This is a genomic window from Pseudomonas sp. GD03944 (assembly GCF_029839275.1).
GTDB lineage: Bacteria > Pseudomonadota > Gammaproteobacteria > Pseudomonadales > Pseudomonadaceae > Aquipseudomonas.
In genome coordinates, this window is record NZ_JAOCAH010000001.1 from 254,459 (window position 1) to 272,558 (window position 18,100).

Sequence of the window (18,100 nt, forward strand, 5' to 3'; positions counted from 1 at the left end):
CTGTCCGCATTAACCGAAGAACTTCTGGCCTTTGGCGGCCATTTCGCGAAGTTTGGCGGTCGGGTGGTACAGCGCGCCCAGATCGGCGTATTTGTCGGCCAGGGCCACGAATTCAGCTACACCGATGCTGTCGATGTAACGCAGCGCACCACCGCGGAAGGGCGGGAAGCCGATGCCGTAGATCAAGCCCATGTCGGCTTCGGCAGCGGTGTCCACGATGCCGTCTTCCAGGCAACGGACGGTTTCCAGGCACAGCGGGATCATCATGAAGTTGATGATGTCTTCGTCGGTCACTTCGCGTTGCTCGGTGACGATCGACTTCAGCAGCTCGTAGGCCGCCGAGTCGGAGACCTTCTTCGGCTTGCCGCGCTTGTCGGTCTCGTAGGCGTAGAAGCCCTTGCCATTCTTCTGGCCCAGGCGGTTGGCCTCGTACATCACGTCGACGGCGGTCTTGCCTTCCACGGCCATGCGGTCCGGGAAGCCTTCAGCCATCACGTCACGGCCATGGTGACCGGTGTCGATACCGACCACGTCGGAGAGATACGCCGGGCCCATCGGCCAGCCGAACTTCTCCATGACCTTGTCGATGCGCACGAAGTCGACGCCGAAGCCCAGCAGCTTGGAGAAACCACCGAAGTACGGGAACAGCACGCGGTTGACCAGGAAGCCCGGGCAGTCGTTGACCACGACCGGGGTCTTGCCCATTTTCTTGGCGTAGGCAACGGTGGTGGCCACGGCCACTTCGCTGGACTTCTCGCCACGGATGACTTCAACCAGCGGCATCATGTGCACCGGGTTGAAGAAGTGCATGCCGACGAAGTTTTCCGGACGCTTGAGAGCCTTGGCCAGCAGGCTGATGGAGATGGTCGAGGTGTTGGAGGCCAGGATCGCGTCTTCGCGCACCGCACCTTCCACTTCGGCCAGCACGATCTGCTTGACCTTGGGGTTCTCGACCACGGCTTCGACGACGATGTCGACGTTGCCGAAATCACCGTAGGACATGGTCGGGCGAATGGCGTTGAGGGCTTCGGCCATCTTCGCCGGGGTCATGCGGCCCTTCTCGACGCGCTTGCCGAGCAGCTTGCTCGCCTCGTTCAAGCCCATCTGGATACCCTCTTCGCGGATATCCTTCATCAGGATCGGGGTGCCCTTGGAGGCCGACTGGTAGGCGATGCCGCCACCCATGATGCCGGCGCCCAGTACGGCAGCCAGTTTCACGTCACGGGCGATCTCGTCGTGGTGTTTGGCTTTCTTCTTGAGTTCCTGGTCGTTCAGGAACAGACCGATCAGGCTCTCGGCAACCGAGGTCTTGGCCAGCTTGACGAAGCCGGCGGCCTCGACTTCCAGCGCCTTGTCACGGCCGAAGTTGGCCGCTTTCTGAATGGTCTTGATCGCTTCGACCGGAGCCGGGTAATTCGGGCCGGCCTGGCCTGCCACGAAACCCTTGGCGGTTTCGAAGCACATCATCTGCTCGATGGCGTTGAGCTTGAGCTTTTCCAGCTTCGGCTGGCGCTTGGCCTTGTGATCCAGCTCGCCGGAAATGGCGCGCTTGACCAGGTCCAGAGCCGCAGCCTGCAGCTTGTCAGCCGCTACCACCGCATCGACCGCGCCCACTTTGAGGGCGTCGTCGGCTTTGCTTTCCTTGCCCGAGGCAATCCACTCGACCGCGTTGTCAGTACCGATAACGCGCGGCAGGCGCACGGTGCCGCCGAAGCCCGGGTAGATGCCCAGCTTCACTTCCGGCAGGCCGATCTTGGCGCTTTCGCTCATGACGCGGTAATCCGCCGCCAGGCACATTTCAAAACCACCGCCCAGGGCGATGCCATTGATGGCTGCCACGGTCGGTACAGCGAGGTCTTCGAAGTCACTGAAGATCTTGTTGGCTTCGAGGTTGCCGGCCACCAGCTCTTCGTCCGGCAACTTGAAGTTGTCGACGAACTCGGTGATATCGGCACCGACGATGAATACGTCTTTGCCACTGGTGACAATCACGCCCTTGATCGAACCATCGGCCTTGATCGCATCTACGGACTGACGCAGCTCGTTCAGGGTAAGACGGTTGAATTTGTTGACGGATTCACCCTTGAGGTCGAACTTCAGTTCGACGATGCCGCTCTCAAGAGCCTTAACCGTGATGGCTTTACCTTCGTAAATCATCAACTGATCTCCACGGTATGGAAGCTAAACAGTACACATCGGAGCCAACCAGCGAGCACTCTCGCGGCGCAGCCGTCGAGAATAGCCCCAATCAGCCTGGCACACCCGCCGACGCGATAATCGGGCTGTAAAGGCGCTGCTTTTTCAGGCAAACGCTCAATTCATACGCCCGTTTGATTTGGGTGTGCACACCATCACGGAAAAGCATTCGCTTGTCAATTGGGCCCACGTCGCTCTCGGCGACGAAAACGCACCACACTCCCCTCTACCCTGCCGCCCAACGGGTGCGACCCCGCCATAATCACCGGCATCGATGGCGGCTTATCAACCGCTTTTCAGGCCCACAAATGCGACACAGTGCGCACCTAGCAAAATGATTCTGCTGCGGGTACAGTCGTCTCAATACGGCCGGCCTAGACCGCCCGTAATAAAAAATAAAAACAATGAAACCCTAGGGCACACGGAGTTCTCCCCTCATGTCGAGCCGACTGTTTGCCGCTTCCCTGAGCGCCCTGCTCGCCGTCACGTTCTCCATCACCAGCCATGCCGCCGACTCGGCCAGCAACCTGCTGAACCTTCACCAGCTGCGCCTGGCCGCCCAGAAAAGCCTCGGCGACTTCTACATGTACAACGGCATGGAAGGCGACCAGCGCTACGCACGCATGATCAACGAGGCCGTGGCGTCGGCCGACGGCCACCTGGCCGCCATCTCCGACCTTCCCGGCGACGGCTCCAGGGCCCTGCGCTCGCAGCTCGACCAGCACTGGAAGGGCTACCAGATCGACCTGACCAACCTGATCAATGCCCTGAAGAACCAAGGCTACACCGACCTGCAGCCGGTGGCCGACCTGGCCGCGCGCAACCAGCAACTGATCGCCCTGAGCCAGGAGCTGTACAGCAAGATTCAACAGGAAGGCAGCTACAACGTGCCGGCCATGACCCAGCAGAGCCGCGACCAGAGCGTGCTGATGCAGACCATCGCGGTGGACTACGCATCGCGCAGCGCCTCGGTGGGCGCCACGTTCATGGGAGGGGGCGAGAACCGCCCGATCGAGGAGCTGGTGGGCGAGTTCGCCACCCGCCTGGACACCCTGGAAAAAGCGCCGCAGAACACCGACCAGATCAAGCAGACCCTGAGCAGCGTCAGCACCAAATGGCGCTACATCGAGAAATCACTGCTTAACTACAATGAAAATACCGTGCCCTTCCTCATCAACAAGTACTCCGACAGCATCATCGAAGGCCTTGAAGAAGCGTCGGCACAGTATTCGGCTACCCAGCTGTGAAGATGCCGGCACGTGCGGCATGATGAACAGGATTTTTCCGGCCTGCCTGGCCACACCCCCAGCCCAGTGTCTGCACTGGGCTTTTCTTTGCCCGGCGCAAGACGCCTCAGGCGCGCGCCGCCAGGAAATCGGCAATCTTTTGCAACGCTTCCGCCGACGCCCGCTCTCCCCAGTACAGCGAAACCATCTGCACACTGGCCTCCGCCTTGTAGACGTCCACGGGCAGATGGGAGAGCTGTTCCAGCAATGTCGCATCCGGGCAGGGTTCGCGCCACTGGTTCACCCAGTTTCCCGGCTCGATCTGCCAGTAGCACCAGTTGTCCACCTGCCCTCGCCGGCGGCTGCGGTAGTACTGCGGGCAGGGGCTCGGCGGCGCCGGTTGCAGCCAGTGCGGCCACTCCTGACGCGACAACTGCATCGCCAGCCCCAGGCGCCGAGCCTGCAGGCGCATGTCCATGCGGCCGCGCTGGTGCCGGGACGGCATCAGCAGCGCGACGGGACTGAGCACCACGGCCAGGAGTAACAACACGATCCACGGAGTCATACAGTACATCTCGTAGGGAAAAGCCTGCCTTTAACGCTCAAGACAGCCATACTTAACACCATTGGTCACCTTTAAAAGGAGTTACCCATGCCGTATCAACACATTCTGGTCGCCGTCGACCTGACCGAGGAATGCGACCCGGTCATGCACCGCGCTCAAGCCCTGTCGGCCAGCTGCGGCGCCAAGCTCTCGGTGGTTCACATCGTCGAACCCATGGCCATGGCCTTCGGTGGCGACGTCCCGATGGACCTGTCGATGCTGCAACAGCAACAGTTCGAACAGGCCCGTGAGCGCCTGGACAAGTTCTCCAGCAAATACCCGGACCTGGCCAACGACCGCCGCCACCTGGCCTACGGTCAGCCGCGCCAGGAAATCCACCGCCTGGCCGGTGAGCAGCAATGCGACCTGATCATCGTCGGCAGCCACGGCCGCCATGGTCTGGCCCTGCTGCTCGGCTCCACCGCCAACGACGTGCTGCACGGTGCACCGTGTGACGTGCTGGCCGTGCGCCTGAAGAAGCCGGAGTAAGCCGTCACGGGCGAGCGGCACGCAACGCGCCGCTCGCCGGGACCGTCAATCGAAGTCGCCGCCCGCGCTCATCACCAGGGGGCGGATCTTCTGCAGCTGGGTCTCCAGCGAATAGGTCATGCTCGACGACATCGAGAAGAACGTCAGGAACGCCTTCAGGTTGGAGTCGCCCTGGCAGGTGTCATGAATACGCTGCCAGAAGGCCTGGTTGACCAGCTGCAACTGCTGGAACATCCGCACCAGCCCCTTCAACTCCCAGTCCGCGTGGCGCCCTTCGCGGAAGTTGAAATACTGCCGCGACAGGTACAGTGAAAACGCCCGCAGGATGAATTCCTGATTGTTGGCAAACGGCAGGTGGTTGTGCGCCATGGGCCGCAGCTTGCCCAGCACCGGACAGGCACTGGTGGCCATGATCACCCCCAACAGCGCGCGCAACCCTTCCTCCAGCCCGACCTGCTTGGTGTACTCGCGCTCCGGCGTGCGCACCCAGACCGACGCCCGCTTGAACGCCGGCAAACCCTGGAAGTCCTCGATCACCCGGTGCAGATCGACTGCCGCCGGGCAATGGCTGAAGGCATTCTTGCTCAATGGGCAGTTGCTGCACTGCTGGTAATCCAGCCGGGTCCAGCTCGGCGCCGTCTTGGCCTGCTCGGCGTCGTACACACGGTCCAGCTCTATGCGATAACTGAACTCGTGGTTGTCGTCGAGGGTAATCCTGTACTCGATAGCCATGCATGCTCCATCAGGCATTTTCTATAAGCGTAGCGTTCAACCTTCCAACTCGGCCCAGCGCTCGACCAGAAGGTCCAGCTCACCCTGCCGCGCCTGCAGACGGGCCAGCACCTCGGCAGTCTTCTCCGCCGGCTGCTGGTAGAAGGCAGGATCACCAATCTGCGCCTGCAACGTTTCGATCTCCCGTTCGAGGGCATCGATCTGTTCAGGCATCGCGTCCAGCTCGCGCTGCAGCTTGTAGCTCAGTTTCTTCTTGGCCTCGGGAGCCGCTGCGGCCGGCGCAGGGGCTGCGACCTCAGCCACCGGTTCAACCACCGCCGAAGCCAGCTCGGCCTTGCCCGACTTGCTTTCGCCCACGCCGAGCAGGCGCGGCGAGCCGCCCTGGCGAAGCCAGTCCTGATAACCGCCCACGTACTCGCGCACGCGCCCTTCCCCTTCGAAGACCAGGGTGCTGGTCACCACGTTGTCCAGGAATTCCCGGTCGTGGCTGACCATCAACACCGTGCCCTTGAAGTTCGAAAGCACTTCTTCGAGCAGCTCCAGGGTTTCCACGTCGAGGTCGTTGGTCGGTTCGTCGAGCACCAGCAGGTTGGCCGGCTTACTGAACAGCTTGGCCAGCAGCAGCCGGGCGCGCTCCCCGCCGGACAGCGCCTTGACCGGCGTACGGGCACGCTGCGGACTGAACAGGAAGTCGCCCAGGTAGCTCAGCACATGGCGGTTCTGGCCATCGATCTCGATGAAGTCGCGGCCTTCGGAAATGTTGTCGATCACGGTCTTTTCCAGATCGAGCTGGTGGCGCAGCTGATCGAAATACGCCACTTCGATCTTGGTGCCCTGCTCCACCTTGCCCGCGGTCGGCTGCAGGCCGTCGAGCATCAGCTTGAGCAGCGTGGTCTTGCCGGTGCCGTTGGCGCCGAGCAGACCGATGCGGTCGCCGCGCTGCAGCACCATGGAAAAATCCTTGATCAGCAGCGGGCCGTCCGGATGGGCGAAGCTGACATTCTCCAGCACCATCACCTGCTTGCCGGACTTGTCCGCCACCTCCAGCTGAATGTTGGCCTTGCCGGTGCGCTCGCGTCGCTCGCTGCGCTCCACGCGCAGGGCCTTGAGGGCACGCACGCGGCCTTCGTTGCGGGTACGGCGGGCCTTGATGCCCTGACGGATCCACACTTCTTCCTGGGCCAGCTTCTTGTCGAACAGCGCATTGGCGGTTTCTTCGGCGGCCAGCGCAGCCTCCTTGTGCACCAGGAAGCTGGCGTAATCACCATTCCAGTCGATCAGCCCACCACGATCCAGTTCGAGGATGCGCGTAGCCAGGCTCTGCAGGAAGGCACGGTCGTGGGTGATGAACAGCACCGCGCCCTGGAATTCCTTGATCGCCTCTTCCAGCCAGGCGATGGCACCGATGTCCAGGTGGTTGGTCGGCTCGTCCAGCAACAACAGATCGGGCTCGCTGACCAGCGCCTGGGCCAGCAGCACACGGCGGCGCCAGCCACCGGAAAGCTCGGCGAGGGTCTTGTCGGCCGGCAACTGCAGGCGGCTCAGGGTGCTGTCCACCAGTTGCTGCAGGCGCCAGCCGTCACGGGCTTCAAGCTCCTGCTGCACGTGCATGAGCTTGTTCAGGTCGTCTTCGGTCACGCAGTTCTGCGCCAGGTGATGGTACTGGGCGAGCAGATCGCCAACGCCATCGAGCCCCTGAGCGACCACGTCGAACACGGTGCGGCCATCGGCCACCGGCAGTTCCTGGGGCAACTCGCCGATCTTCAGGCCCGGCGCGCGCCAGATGGCGCCGTCGTCGGGTTTCTGCTGGTCCTTGACCAGCTTGAGCATGCTCGACTTGCCGGTGCCGTTGCGCCCGATGATGCACACCCGCTCGCCCCGGGCGATCTGCCAAGACACCTTGTCCAGCAGCGGCATGGCGCCAAAGGCCAGGGAAACATCGGTGAACTTGAGCAGGGTCATGGTGTGCCTCGTGTGTGCAGCGACAGGGGAAACAGGTGCCAGGATGGGGCGATTGGCATGACGCCTCGCACGCCTGGAGCGGCACCGGGTTCCCCGTCGCAAAACTGGGTTGCCGCAACGATCGGTCACGACAAAAACTGGGCGCGCATTCTAACCGAGATGGCCCTTGCGATTGCGGGCATTTTTTCATTCAGGCGCCGGCCGGCGGTGCGGCTTTCGCCGCGCCCCGGCAAAAGGCTAAGCTAGGGCCATCCAGCGTCGGCACTGCCGACGCCCACTCACATGCCTACTTCGGAAGTGTCATGCGCGGTCGTCTTCTTGGTCTGTTGTCCTGCCTGTTCCTCTCTGCTGCCACGGTCTCCACTGTCCATGCCGCCAATCTGGCCCAGCAGCGCCTTTACTACGATGAAGCCAAGCGTGCGCTGGCCAAGGGCGACAGCGCACCCTACAAGCGTTACGCCAGTGCGCTGCGCGATTATCCGCTGGAACCCTACCTGGCCTACGACGAGCTGACGGCCCGTTTGAAGTGGGCGAGCAACGACGAGATCGAGAAATTCCTCGCCGAACATGGTGACCTGCCCCAGGCCAACTGGATGAAATTGCGCTGGTTGCGCTGGCTGGCCGAGCGCGGCGAGTGGAAAACCTTTGCAAATTACTACGACCCGGCGATGAATTTCACCGAGCTGGACTGCCTCTACGGGCAATACCAGCTGAGCCACGGCCAGCAGGCCGAAGGCTTCAAGACCGCGGAAAAACTCTGGCTGGTGGGCAAGTCGCAACCCGAGGCCTGCGATCGCCTGTTCGACCGCTGGGCCGCCGAAGGCCAGCTGACCGAAGAGAAACGCTGGCAGCGCGCCAAACTGGCCGCCGAAGCCCGCAACTATGGCCTGGCGACCTACCTGAGCAAGAATCTGCCCACCCTCGGCAACCACGCCAAGCTGCTGATCGAGGTGGCGCAGAAGCCACAGATTCTCACCCAGACCGCCCGCTTCACCCCGGTCGACGATGCCATGGGCGACGTGGTCGGCCTCGGCCTGCGCCGCCTGGCCCGCCAGGACCCGGAAAAAGCCCTGTCGCTGCTGGACGGCTACGCCCAGCGCATGCACTTCTCCAACACTGAGAAAGTCGCCATCGCCCGGGAGATCGGGCTGACCCTGGCCAAGCGCTTCGACGCCCGTGCCCTGCAGGTCATGGCCAAGTACGACCCGGAACTGCGCGACAACACCGTCAGCGAATGGCGCGCCCGCCTGCTGCTGCGCCTGGGCCGCTGGGACGAAGCCTACCAGCTGACCCGCGCCATGCCCGCCGACCTCGGCCAGACCAACCGCTGGCGCTACTGGCAGGCGCGCAGCCTGCAACTGGCCCAGCCCAACAGCGCAGAACCGCAGGCGCTGTACCAGAGCCTGGCCAAGGAGCGTGACTTCTATGGGTTCATGGCCGCCGACCAGGTCAAGGCGCCCTACAAGCTGAACAACACCCCCCTGGCCCTCGACCCCAAGGTCATCCAGAAGGTGCGCAACACCGCCGGCATCCGCCGCGCCATGGAATTCCACGACAAGGGGCAGATCGTCGACGGGCGCCGCGAGTGGTACCACGTGAGCCGCCTGTTCAGCCGCGACGAGCTGGTGGCCCAGGCCCGCCTGGCCTATGACATGCAATGGTACTTCCCCGCGATCCGCACCATCAGCCAGGCTCAGTACTGGGATGACCTGGACGTGCGCTTCCCCATCGCCCATCGCGAGCCGCTGACCGTCGAAGCCAAGAAGCGTGGCCTGCACGCCAGCTGGGTGTTCGCCATCACCCGCCAGGAAAGTGCCTTCATGGCCGACGCCAAGTCCCACGCCGGGGCCATGGGCCTGATGCAGGTGATGCCGGCCACCGCCAAGGAAACCGCACGCAAGTTCGGCATTCCCCTGAGCAACCCCAACAACGCCCTGCTGCCCAGCGTGAACATCCAGCTGGGCGCCGCCTACCTGAGCCAGGTCTACGGCCAGTTCAACGGCAACCGGGTGCTGGCCTCGGCCGCCTACAACGCCGGCCCCGGCCGGGTGCGCCAGTGGCTGCGTGGTGCCGACCACCTGGCGTATGACGTGTGGATCGAGAACATCCCGTTCGACGAAACCCGCCAGTACGTGCAGAACGTGCTGTCGTACTCGGTCATCTACGGGCAGAAGCTCAACGCGCCGCAGCCGCTGATCGGCTGGCACGAGCGCTATTTCGACGATCAGTGATCCGACGGTGGGGCGAGGCAGCGCAAGGCTGGCTCGCCCCGGTCACTGCACTTACTCCAGCACCTCGACCGGCATGCCGACCTGCAACTGGCCATGGCCCAGGTTGATCAGGTTCTGCCCGAAGTACACCTCGCCTTCACGCTCCCGATAGGTCTTCAGCGTTGTCAGCGGCTCGCGGTCGCGGCTGCGCTCGCCGGTCTGCGGGTCGATGGTGGTGAGGATGCAGCGCGTGCAGCCCTTGGCCACGCTGAATTCCACCTCGCCGATACGGATACGCCGCCAGGTGTCCTCGGCATAAGCCTCGGCGCCCTCGATCACCAGGTTCGGTCGGAAACGCAGCATTTCCAGCGGGCGCCCGACCCGCGCAGACAGGTCGTCCAGCGAGGCCTGGCCGATCAGCAGCAGCGGGAAGCCATCGGCGAAACCGACCTTTTCCTCGGCACTGAGATTGCCCTGGATGAAACGCGCACGCTCGGCCGGCACGTGCACCAGGCGGCAGGCCTTGCCGATGAAGTCGCTGAGCCACTCGGCGGCCTCGTCGCCGGCGTCCGGCACCTGTAGGCTGTCGCTCCAGATGAACACCCCGCGCAGGGCGTCGTCGGCGCCAGGCAGCGCCACGTCCAGGTCAGGGCGACCGGCCGCGCTCAGGGTCAGGCCGCCGGCCAGGTTCCAGCGGGCGCGCAACTGGCTCATGTGGGGCAGCGCGCGCTGCGTGAGGAAGCGGCCGTTCTGGGCATCGACCAGCATCCAGCGGCGGTCGCCCACCACGCCCAGGGCATCCAGACCGATGCTGTCGAGCGGCTCGGCAATGGCGGATTTGAGGGGGTAGCGGTACAAACCGGCGAGACGCAACATGGGTCGATCATCCGTTGGGAAAACGCCGTTATACGAGCAAGCCGTCGCCCCTACAACCCCCAACGTACAGCCGTTCAGGCAGGGGCCGGTGCGCCCCCGCCCGCCGATGACTCAGGCGCCGGGCTCGTCCAGCAGCAGGCGCTGGCGGATCACGTCGACCAGCTTGTCCGGCTGGAACTTGGAGAGGAAGTTGTCGCAGCCGACCTTCTTCACCATGGCATCGTTGAAGCTGCCCGACAGCGAGGTGTGCAGCACCACGTAGAGCCCTTTCAGGCGCGGGTCCTGGCGGATTTCCGTGGTCAGGCGGTAGCCGTCCATTTCCGGCATCTCGGCATCGGTGAACACCATCAGCAGCTTGTCGGTCAGCACCTCGCCGGCGTCCGCCCACTTCTTGAGCATCTGCAGGCCCTTGAGGCCGTCGGTGGCCACGTGCAGCTTGAGCCCCAACTGGGTGAGGGTGTCGCGCAATTGCGCCAGGGCCACGCTGGAATCATCCACCAGCAGCACTTCGCGCCCGGCCGCGCGAGCCAGTACAGGGTCGCTGAGGCGCTCGCCGGAAATCTTCGCGTTGTACGGCACGATCTCCGCCAGCACCTTCTCGACGTCGATGATTTCCACCAGTTGCTCGTCGACCTTGGTGATCGCCGTCAGGTAGTGCTGGCGACCTGCGCCACCCGGTGGCGGCAGGATGGATTCCCAGTTCAGGTTGAGGATGCGGTCGACCCCGCCCACCAGGAACGCCTGCACCGAGCGGTTGTACTCGGTGACGATGATGGTGCTGCGCTCATCCGGCACGATCGGGCGCATGCCGATGGCCTGGGACAGGTCGATCACCGGCAGGGTCTGCCCGCGCAGGTTGACCACGCCGCAGACGAAACGGTGCCGGTGCGGCATCAGGGTCAGCTTCGGCATCTGCAGGACTTCCTGCACCTTGAACACGTTGATCGCGAACAACTGCCGTCCGGCCAGACGGAACATCAGGATTTCCAGGCGGTTCTCACCCACCAGTTGGGTACGTTGGTCTACCGAGTCGAGAATGCCAGCCATTAGGGGCTCCTGTGATTGATCGAATGCAGCTCAGCTACACCTGTATCGGCCAGCGATGGCAGAGCTGTAGGAGCATGGCAGAGCGCCATCATGCCCGACCCATCAGGCCCGCACCACTGCTATTGATCGCCTTCCGCCAGCAACGGTGAACCGGTTGGCAAGTGCACGCGCAAAGCACCGGGCCGGGCATCGAAACGCAGCCGGTGGTTTTCCATCGGTTCGCCGTCGAGGTTGAGGTCCAGCCCCTCGGCGGCCTCGATTTCCAGCCAGGGCAACCGTGCACTCAGGGAAATGCTGTCCAGGCCATTGATACCACCGGACAACAGCGTGCCTAGGGTCCCTACCACGTCGGTGGCGGCCGGCACGATGCAGATATCCAGCAGGCCGTCGTCGACCAGCGCCTTGGGGCACAGCGGATGGCCGCCGCCGGCTTGGCGCCCGTTGCCGATGCCCAGGGCCAGGAACTCGCCCTCCCAGGCGAAATCCGGTCCGTGGAAGCGGCCGAATGCCGAGCGCACCTCGGCAAACCGGGTCAGGCCGGTCAGCAGGTAGGCCGCTCCGCCCAGCACGCGCTTGAGGTCTTCCGAGGTATTGGCAGTGACGTTGGAACCGAAGCCGCCGGTCGCCATGTTGAGAAACCACTGCCCATCCACTTCGCCCATGTCGATGGGCCGGGCCGGGGTGTCCAGCAGCGCCAGTGCCTCCAGCGGGTTGTCGGAAATGCCCGCGGCGTGGGCGAAGTCGTTGGCCGTGCCCAGTGGCAGCAGCGCCAGGCTCGCCGTGCTTTGCGCCTTGGCCATGGTTTCCGCCACCTCGCGCAGGGTGCCGTCACCACCGCCAGCGATCAGCGTGGGGTAGCCCGCCGCCAGCGCTTCCTCGACCAGGCGCTGGGTGTCGCCCGCCTCCCAGGTCACCCGTACCGCCAGCTCCCAGCCGTCTTCTCGGCGAGCGGCCACGGCGGCCCGCACCTCCTCGTTCATGGCCTGCTTGCCATGCAGGATCAACAACGCCTTGCGCTCGTGCATACCTGTGTCCTCACCCTCGTAGGGAGCCCGCGTGCCCGGCACGCGAAGAACGAATTCGGGGGTTGTGGGCCGCGTCGAAACGGCCTCAAAACCCATCTAATAACCTGATAAATACACCCAACAAATCAGCATTTTATTCCAACAATAGCTGATAGATCATGCTCGCCACGACAACCGCTGCCGAACCCGCGGCAGCGACCTGAGAGGATAGGACCATGATCGACGTACGCCCCTTCGAACAACTCGGTGGTGCCCACCACGGCTGGCTGAATGCCCGCCATCACTTCTCCTTCGCCGAGTACTACGACCCGACCCGTATGAACTGGGGCCAGCTGCGCGTGTGGAACGACGACGAGATCGCGCCGCAATCCGGCTTCCCGGCGCACCCGCACCGCGACATGGAGATCATCACCTATGTACGCCAAGGCGCGATCACCCACAAGGACAACCTGGGCAACCAGGGCCGTACCGAAGCGGGCGACGTGCAGGTCATGAGCGCTGGCACCGGTATCGCCCACAGCGAATACAACCTGGAAGACGAGACCACCACCATCTTTCAGATCTGGATCACCCCGGATCAGTTCGATTCGCCACCCTCCTGGGGCGCGCGGCCGTTCCCGAAAGATGATCGCGCCGGCCAGTTCGTGACCCTGGCCAGCGGTGTCGAAGGCGACCAGGACGCGCTGTCCATCCGCGTCAACGCGCGGCTGGTGGCGGCCAACCTGAAAGCCGGCCAGAGCGCCGAGTACCACCTGTGCGGCGGCCGCAAGGCCTACCTGGTCGGTGCCACCGGCCAGTTCGAGGTCAACGGCGTGCCCGCCAAGGCGCGGGACGGTGTCGCGGTGCGTGATGTCGAGACGGTGCGGGTCACCGCCCTGGAAGACAGCGAGATCGTGCTGGTCGATGTGGCCTGACCGGAAGCAGGCGCCATGGCCTGCCTCCACACACCTCAGGCCGGGTAACGGGTGATTCGCCGAATTGCCCGGTACAGCGGCCTGAGTTGCTTGTACATGCGCTGGTAGACCTCGACATACAGCTGCTCGTAGGTCCGCTGCGCCTGGGGATTGGGCTGGAACACCCGGCCGACCCGGGTCATCGCCTGGATGGCCGTGGGGAAATCCGCATGCAGCCCCAGCCCCACCGCACAATCGATGGCCGCTCCCAGGCCAGACGTTTCATAGACATGCGCCCGCTCCGCCGGCAAGCCGAAGATATCGGCGGTCAGCTGCATGGCTGCGTCACTCTGCGAACCGCCCCCGGACACCCGCAGGCGGGTGATCTGCGTTCCCGAGCGTTTCTCGATCTTTTCCTTGCCCTGGCGCAACGCGTAGGCCAGCCCTTCCAGGATGGCGCGGTACAGGTGTGCCCGGGTGTGCACGTCGCCAAAGCCGATGATCGAGCCCTTGGCCTCCAGCCCCGGTTCGCGAATGCCCGGCGACCAGTAGGGTTGCAGCATCAGCCCCATGGAGCCTGGCGGCACGGCGTTGACCAGCTCATCGAACAGCACCTCCGGCTCGACCCCCAACCCCGGCGCCCGCTGCATCTCGAGCAGGCCGAACTGCTGCTTGAACCAGCTGACCATCCAGAAGCCACGGAAAATCATCACCTCGGTGTTGTAGTGATCGGGAATCGCCGCCGGGTACGGCGGGATCAGCGGCACGGTTTCCAAGTAGGACCGCCGCGTGGTGTTGATGGTCGCCGTGGTGCCGTAGGACAGGCAGGCGATGTGCGGCTCCACCCCGCCCGCGCCCAGCACCTCGCAGGCCTTGTCGGCGCCGGCGGCGATCAGCGGCAGGCCTTCGGGAATCCCGGTGTGGGCGCTGGCCGCCGCGGTGATGGTGCCCAGTTGCTCGCCCGGCTTGTACAGCGCCGGCAGTTGCTCGCGACGTACCGGCATCGACAACCACTTCCAGTCCCGGGCGCCCGCCCAGCGCAGCTGCTTGTAGTCGAATGGCAGGTAGGCCACGCAGCAAGCCACGGAGTCGACGAAGCGCCCGCACAGGCGGTGGCTGAGAAAACCGGACAACAGCAACACCTTGTCGGTCCGGGCCCAGATCTCCGGCTGCTGCTGGGCGATCCAGTTGACCTCGGCCTGGGCGCGGAAGTAATCCACGGTGGCCTCCAGACGCAGCAGCCTGAACAGCCAGCCCCAGGGGCCTTTCATCCGGCCCCGGACCTCGGCCTGGCGCTGGTCCAGCCAGAGGATCGCCGGGCGCAGCGGCACGCCCTGGGCATCCACGTTGATCAGCGTGCCGCGCTGGGTGGTCAGCGACACGCCCTTGATCAGCCGGCGGTCGATGTCCACCTGCTGCCACAACAGCTGACAGGCTTCGCCCAGGCTGCGCCAGTAGTACTCCGGGTCCTGCTCGGCCCAGCCGGGCTGGTCGGCGTAGTAGGCGTCCAGGTCGACCTTGCCCTTGCCGAGCAGGTTGCCCTGCAGGTCGAACAGCAGCGCCCGCACGCTCTGGGTGCCGTTATCGATGGCCAGCAGGTAGCTTTTCTCGCTCACGGTGCACTCCTCGCGCATCAGGCCGTTGGCAGGCTGTAGCAGCGGTGCCAGAGCTGCAGGTAATCACGTTGTTCCTGGTCCCAGCGCGCGTCGCTCCAGCCCAGGCGCAGCTGGCACAGCGAGCGAACGCGCGGCAGCTCGGCCACCGCGCCACCGGCCAGCAGCAGGCCGATCCGGGTACGGCGCAGCAGCAAGTCATCCAGGTGCAGCACCAGCTCGTTCTGCGCCGCCCAGGCCAGTTCGGCCCACAGGGTGTCGGTGCCGGCAACCGGCTCGCTGCCGACCTCGGCCATCAGCGCCAGCAGGCCGGGCAGCTCGCGCCCGTGCCGTCCGGCCAGACGCCGCTGCCGGGCCGGGCTGAGCCCCGGCATCGCGGGCGCTGTCGCGACCTTGAACACCGCGCTGCCCTGGTCGCTGACCGGACGCCCGACGAAGGCCGCGCAAGCCCGCAGCACTTCCAGCGCCAGCAGGCGGAAGGTGGTCAGCTTGCCGCCGGCCAGGGTCACGCAGCCGGGTTCGACCCAGAGGGCGTGCTCGCGCTTTTCGTCCGATGGCGTGCGCCCACCCGCGCCATCGCTGACCACCGGACGCACCCCGGCCCATGTGGACAGCACGTCCGCCGCCGTGATCGCCGCGCCAGGGAACTGCTGGCGGCAAGCCTCCAGCAGGTAGTCCAGCTCGTCCTGATTGATGCGGGCATCCAGGTCCAGCGGGTCGCGGTGGTCGAGGTCGGTGGTGCCGACCACCGTCGCCCCCTCCCACGGGAAGACGAACACCGGGCGCTTGTCGGCCCCGTGCATGAAACTGAAGGCATGGGCCACCGGCAGCCGCCAGGCCGGCAGCAGCAGGTGGCTGCCACGCAACGGGCGGATGTGCTCCAGCCCACCGTGGCGACGCAGGCTGTCGGCCCAGGCGCCAGTGGCCTGGGCCACGGCGCGGCAACGGAAGGTATGGCGCTGGCCGCTCTCCCGGTCTTCGCCGACCAGGCCGACCACCTGCTCACCCTCGCGCAGCAGCTCCACCACGCGCACCCCGTTCAGCGCCTCGCCACCGTCCGCCCGGGCCTCGCCCAGCACGCGCTGCACCAGGCGTGCGTCATCGGTCACTGCGTCGAAAAAGCGGGTACCGCCCAGCAGGCCGTCTTCTTTCAGGCCGGGCGCGAGGAAGCGCAATTGCATCAGCGGGTAGTAGAGGTGGTTGCGCTTGCCAGCCAGGGCGTCGTACACCGCCAGCAGGCCGCCGAACACCTTGGGGCCGGGAAAGCCGCCCTGGTAATGGGCCATGACGAAACTCAGGGGATCCACCAGACCGGGCGCTTCCTGCAACAGGCGCTGGCGCTCGCGCACCGAATCACGGGTCAGCTTGAGCTGGCCCTTGGCGATGTAGCGCAGCCCGCCGTGCACCATCTTTGACGAGCGGCTGGACGTGCCCCAGGCGAAATCGCGCTGCTCCAGCAGCAGGCAGCGCCAGCCGCGCCGCGCAGCTTCCCGCAGGATGCCGGCCCCGCTGATGCCGCCGCCGACGACGATCAGGTCCCAGTCCCGCGCCGCCAGCTCGGGCAGCGCCTGGTCGCGCCAGGCGGCGTTCCAGCTCGATGTGGTCATTTTGGCAACAGGACGCCCGGTGCCAGGCGCTGGTCTGGATCGAAATGGTCGGACAGCGCCTGCAGCGCCGCCATGCCCAATGCACCTTTTTCCGCCGCCAGGTACGGCGCATGGTCACGCCCGACCCCGTGCTGGTGGCTGATGGTGCCGCGCCCCTCGGCGATGACCTGGCTGGCCGCGTGCTTGAGGGTCTGCCAGCGCGCCATCGCCTGCTCATAGCTGCTACCGGGGCGGAACACGTACGTGGTGTAGATGCTCGAGCCTTCGCCATACACATGGGACAAGTGGGTGAACACATGCACCTGCTCGCCCTCGCCCGCCAAGCCGTCGCGCAGGCTGCTCTCGACCTGGTTCAGCAGGCTGTCGACATTGCTCCAGTCGGTGGCGGTTTCCAGGGTGTCCACCGCATAACCGGCGCTCCACAGGGCATGGCGCAGGTAAGGGAAACGGAAACGGTTCTGTGCCCACTTCTTGCCCAGCAGGGTGCCGGTGAACACCCCGCCGAAGCCTTTCAGCAGGTGTTTGGCCTGTTTCAGCGAGGCCGCGTTCTGCACCCGGCTGCCGGTCACACCGAAGGTCAGCATGCATTTGCCATCCCCTGCGCCGCGCAGGGCCAGGTACTTTTCCAGCCAGGCGATCTGCTGCGGGTGACCGGCCAGGGCCAGCTGCGTGCGGGTTTCGATGGCATTCGACAGGCGCAGCATGGACAGCGGCACCCGCGCCTGGGCCAGGGTGCGGATGGCCTGCAACGCCTGGGCCCAGTTCGGCAGGAACACGGCGTAGAAGCGCTCGTCATCGGCCGGGCGGGAAATGCGCACCTTGACCTCGGAAATGATGCCGAAGCGCCCTTCCGAGCCCATGATCACCTCGCGCAGGTCAGGCCCGGCGGCGGACGCCGGAAAGGTCGGAATCGACAGGGTGCCGGCAAAGGTCTCGACCTGGCCGCCGGCGAACAGTTGCTCGATCCGACCGTAGCGCAGGGACTGCTGGCCGCTGGAACGGCTCGCCACCCAGCCGCCCAGGGTCGACAGCTCCCAGGACTGCGGGAAATGGCCGAGGGTGTAGCCCCGCGCGCGCAGCTGGCTTTCCACCTGCGGGCCGTTGGCACCCGGGCCGAAGGTGGCGATCAGGCTGTCCTCGTCGATCTCGATCAGGCGGTTCATGCGCGCAAGGGACAGGGTCAGCACCGGGCGTTCGCCGGCCTCCGGGTTGATGTGCCCGGCCACCGAGGTGCCACCGCCGTAAGGGATCAGCGTGACGTTCTGCTCGACCGCCCAGGCCAGCAGCTCGCGAATCTGCGCGGCGGTTTCCGGCAGCGCCACGCCATCGGGGAACACGCCAAAATCGCCGGAGCGCATCGCCAGCCAGTCCGGCAGGCTCTGCCCCCGCGCATGCCGCACGCGCAGTTCGGCATCCTGGGACACCAGCGGGTGGGCCGGCAGTCGGGACGGCGGCACCTGGCCGATGACCTGCTCCAGGGTGGCGTCGGCCAGCGCCTGGCCGGGGCCGACCAGCTCATTCAGGAAGGCCTCGCCCTGTGGCGGTAGTTCCACCACGGTCGCCTCGTCACCCCAGCCGTTCCAACGTCGCATTTGCCTCTCCCCGGATATTCCGATCACG

General features: G+C 65.2%; 14 protein-coding genes. 4 read left to right on the top strand and 10 right to left on the bottom strand.

Annotation, left to right across the window (positions count from 1 at the left end; genetic code table 11):
* Nucleotides 1–9 precede the first annotated feature (9 nt).
* Entirely contained in the window at nucleotides 10–2,157 is a 2,148-nt protein-coding gene (gene fadB, locus N5C28_RS01240) for a fatty acid oxidation complex subunit alpha FadB (RefSeq protein WP_279819186.1), read from the bottom strand.
* Between the two features lie 476 nt (nucleotides 2,158–2,633).
* Between fadB and N5C28_RS01245 the strand changes: the two genes are divergently transcribed.
* Nucleotides 2,634–3,443: a hypothetical protein gene (locus tag N5C28_RS01245; protein ID WP_279819188.1), complete on the top strand. Its 810-nt coding sequence runs from the start codon at nucleotides 2,634–2,636 to the stop codon at nucleotides 3,441–3,443.
* Between the two features lie 106 nt (nucleotides 3,444–3,549).
* Here the strand turns inward: N5C28_RS01245 and N5C28_RS01250 are convergent, their stop codons facing one another.
* Nucleotides 3,550–3,987 (bottom strand): hypothetical protein, encoded by a 438-nt coding sequence (locus N5C28_RS01250; protein WP_279819191.1) that lies wholly within the window; start codon nucleotides 3,985–3,987, stop codon nucleotides 3,550–3,552.
* Nucleotides 3,988–4,074: 87 nt separating this feature from the next.
* On the opposite strand from N5C28_RS01250, the gene N5C28_RS01255 reads away from it, so the two are divergent.
* Nucleotides 4,075–4,515, top strand: a complete 441-nt coding sequence (locus N5C28_RS01255) for a universal stress protein (RefSeq protein WP_279819193.1) — start codon at nucleotides 4,075–4,077, stop codon at nucleotides 4,513–4,515.
* A gap of 45 nt (nucleotides 4,516–4,560) precedes the next feature.
* Here N5C28_RS01255 and N5C28_RS01260 read toward each other — a convergent pair whose 3' ends face one another.
* Together N5C28_RS01260 and N5C28_RS01265 are read right to left on the bottom strand one after the other, a co-directional pair.
* The gene (locus N5C28_RS01260; RefSeq protein ID WP_279819196.1) at nucleotides 4,561–5,247 is read right to left on the bottom strand and encodes a hypothetical protein; all 687 of its coding nucleotides are present in this window, start codon (nucleotides 5,245–5,247) and stop codon (nucleotides 4,561–4,563) included.
* Nucleotides 5,248–5,283: 36 nt separating this feature from the next.
* Nucleotides 5,284–7,209 (bottom strand): ATP-binding cassette domain-containing protein, encoded by a 1,926-nt coding sequence (locus N5C28_RS01265; RefSeq protein ID WP_279819199.1) that lies wholly within the window; start codon nucleotides 7,207–7,209, stop codon nucleotides 5,284–5,286.
* A gap of 302 nt (nucleotides 7,210–7,511) precedes the next feature.
* Between N5C28_RS01265 and N5C28_RS01270 the strand changes: the two genes are divergently transcribed.
* Nucleotides 7,512–9,440, top strand: coding sequence for a transglycosylase SLT domain-containing protein (locus tag N5C28_RS01270; protein WP_279819201.1), 1,929 nt, complete (start codon nucleotides 7,512–7,514; stop codon nucleotides 9,438–9,440).
* Between the two features lie 51 nt (nucleotides 9,441–9,491).
* Here N5C28_RS01270 and N5C28_RS01275 read toward each other — a convergent pair whose 3' ends face one another.
* The 3 genes from N5C28_RS01275 to yegS form a co-directional block, all read right to left on the bottom strand.
* A complete protein-coding gene (locus tag N5C28_RS01275; protein WP_279819204.1) occupies nucleotides 9,492–10,295 on the bottom strand; it encodes an MOSC domain-containing protein in 804 nt (267 codons plus the stop codon).
* Between the two features lie 111 nt (nucleotides 10,296–10,406).
* Nucleotides 10,407–11,342: a chemotaxis protein CheV gene (locus N5C28_RS01280; protein ID WP_279819206.1), complete on the bottom strand. Its 936-nt coding sequence runs from the start codon at nucleotides 11,340–11,342 to the stop codon at nucleotides 10,407–10,409.
* A gap of 119 nt (nucleotides 11,343–11,461) precedes the next feature.
* Entirely contained in the window at nucleotides 11,462–12,367 is a 906-nt protein-coding gene (gene yegS / locus N5C28_RS01285; RefSeq protein WP_279819208.1) for a lipid kinase YegS, read from the bottom strand.
* Between the two features lie 215 nt (nucleotides 12,368–12,582).
* Here yegS and N5C28_RS01290 point away from each other — a divergent pair, with 215 nt between their 5' ends.
* Entirely contained in the window at nucleotides 12,583–13,281 is a 699-nt protein-coding gene (locus N5C28_RS01290; protein ID WP_279819210.1) for a pirin family protein, read from the top strand.
* 35 nt (nucleotides 13,282–13,316) lie between these two features.
* On the opposite strand, the gene N5C28_RS01295 is transcribed toward N5C28_RS01290, so the two are convergent.
* From N5C28_RS01295 to N5C28_RS01305, 3 genes are read right to left on the bottom strand one after another with little or no spacing between them, the layout of a single operon-like run.
* Complete coding sequence (locus N5C28_RS01295) at nucleotides 13,317–14,876, bottom strand: FGGY-family carbohydrate kinase (RefSeq protein WP_279819213.1); 1,560 nt, start codon at nucleotides 14,874–14,876, stop codon at nucleotides 13,317–13,319.
* A 17-nt stretch (nucleotides 14,877–14,893) separates the two neighbouring features.
* Nucleotides 14,894–16,480, bottom strand: a complete 1,587-nt coding sequence (locus N5C28_RS01300) for a glycerol-3-phosphate dehydrogenase/oxidase (RefSeq protein ID WP_279819215.1) — start codon at nucleotides 16,478–16,480, stop codon at nucleotides 14,894–14,896.
* Nucleotides 16,477–18,072 carry an FAD-binding oxidoreductase gene (locus N5C28_RS01305; protein ID WP_279819218.1) on the bottom strand — a complete coding sequence of 532 codons (1,596 nt, stop codon included), beginning with the start codon at nucleotides 18,070–18,072 and terminating at the stop codon, nucleotides 16,477–16,479. Before N5C28_RS01305 ends, N5C28_RS01300 begins: the two co-directional genes overlap by 4 nt.
* Nucleotides 18,073–18,100 lie beyond the last annotated feature (28 nt).

What these genes read in the sequence shown, in the direction of transcription:
- N5C28_RS01300 (WP_279819215.1), bottom strand. Translation starts at nt 16,480, where the DNA reads ATGACCACATCGAGCTGGAACGCCGCCTGGCGCGACCAGGCGCTGCCC.
- fadB (WP_279819186.1), bottom strand. Translation starts at nt 2,157, where the DNA reads ATGATTTACGAAGGTAAAGCCATCACGGTTAAGGCTCTTGAGAGCGGC.
- N5C28_RS01290 (WP_279819210.1), top strand. Translation starts at nt 12,583, where the DNA reads ATGATCGACGTACGCCCCTTCGAACAACTCGGTGGTGCCCACCACGGC.
- N5C28_RS01280 (WP_279819206.1), bottom strand. Translation starts at nt 11,342, where the DNA reads ATGGCTGGCATTCTCGACTCGGTAGACCAACGTACCCAACTGGTGGGT.
- yegS (WP_279819208.1), bottom strand. Translation starts at nt 12,367, where the DNA reads ATGCACGAGCGCAAGGCGTTGTTGATCCTGCATGGCAAGCAGGCCATG.
- N5C28_RS01275 (WP_279819204.1), bottom strand. Translation starts at nt 10,295, where the DNA reads ATGTTGCGTCTCGCCGGTTTGTACCGCTACCCCCTCAAATCCGCCATT.
- N5C28_RS01260 (WP_279819196.1), bottom strand. Translation starts at nt 5,247, where the DNA reads ATGGCTATCGAGTACAGGATTACCCTCGACGACAACCACGAGTTCAGT.
- N5C28_RS01305 (WP_279819218.1), bottom strand. Translation starts at nt 18,072, where the DNA reads ATGCGACGTTGGAACGGCTGGGGTGACGAGGCGACCGTGGTGGAACTA.
- N5C28_RS01245 (WP_279819188.1), top strand. Translation starts at nt 2,634, where the DNA reads ATGTCGAGCCGACTGTTTGCCGCTTCCCTGAGCGCCCTGCTCGCCGTC.
- N5C28_RS01270 (WP_279819201.1), top strand. Translation starts at nt 7,512, where the DNA reads ATGCGCGGTCGTCTTCTTGGTCTGTTGTCCTGCCTGTTCCTCTCTGCT.
- N5C28_RS01255 (WP_279819193.1), top strand. Translation starts at nt 4,075, where the DNA reads ATGCCGTATCAACACATTCTGGTCGCCGTCGACCTGACCGAGGAATGC.
- N5C28_RS01265 (WP_279819199.1), bottom strand. Translation starts at nt 7,209, where the DNA reads ATGACCCTGCTCAAGTTCACCGATGTTTCCCTGGCCTTTGGCGCCATG.
- N5C28_RS01250 (WP_279819191.1), bottom strand. Translation starts at nt 3,987, where the DNA reads ATGACTCCGTGGATCGTGTTGTTACTCCTGGCCGTGGTGCTCAGTCCC.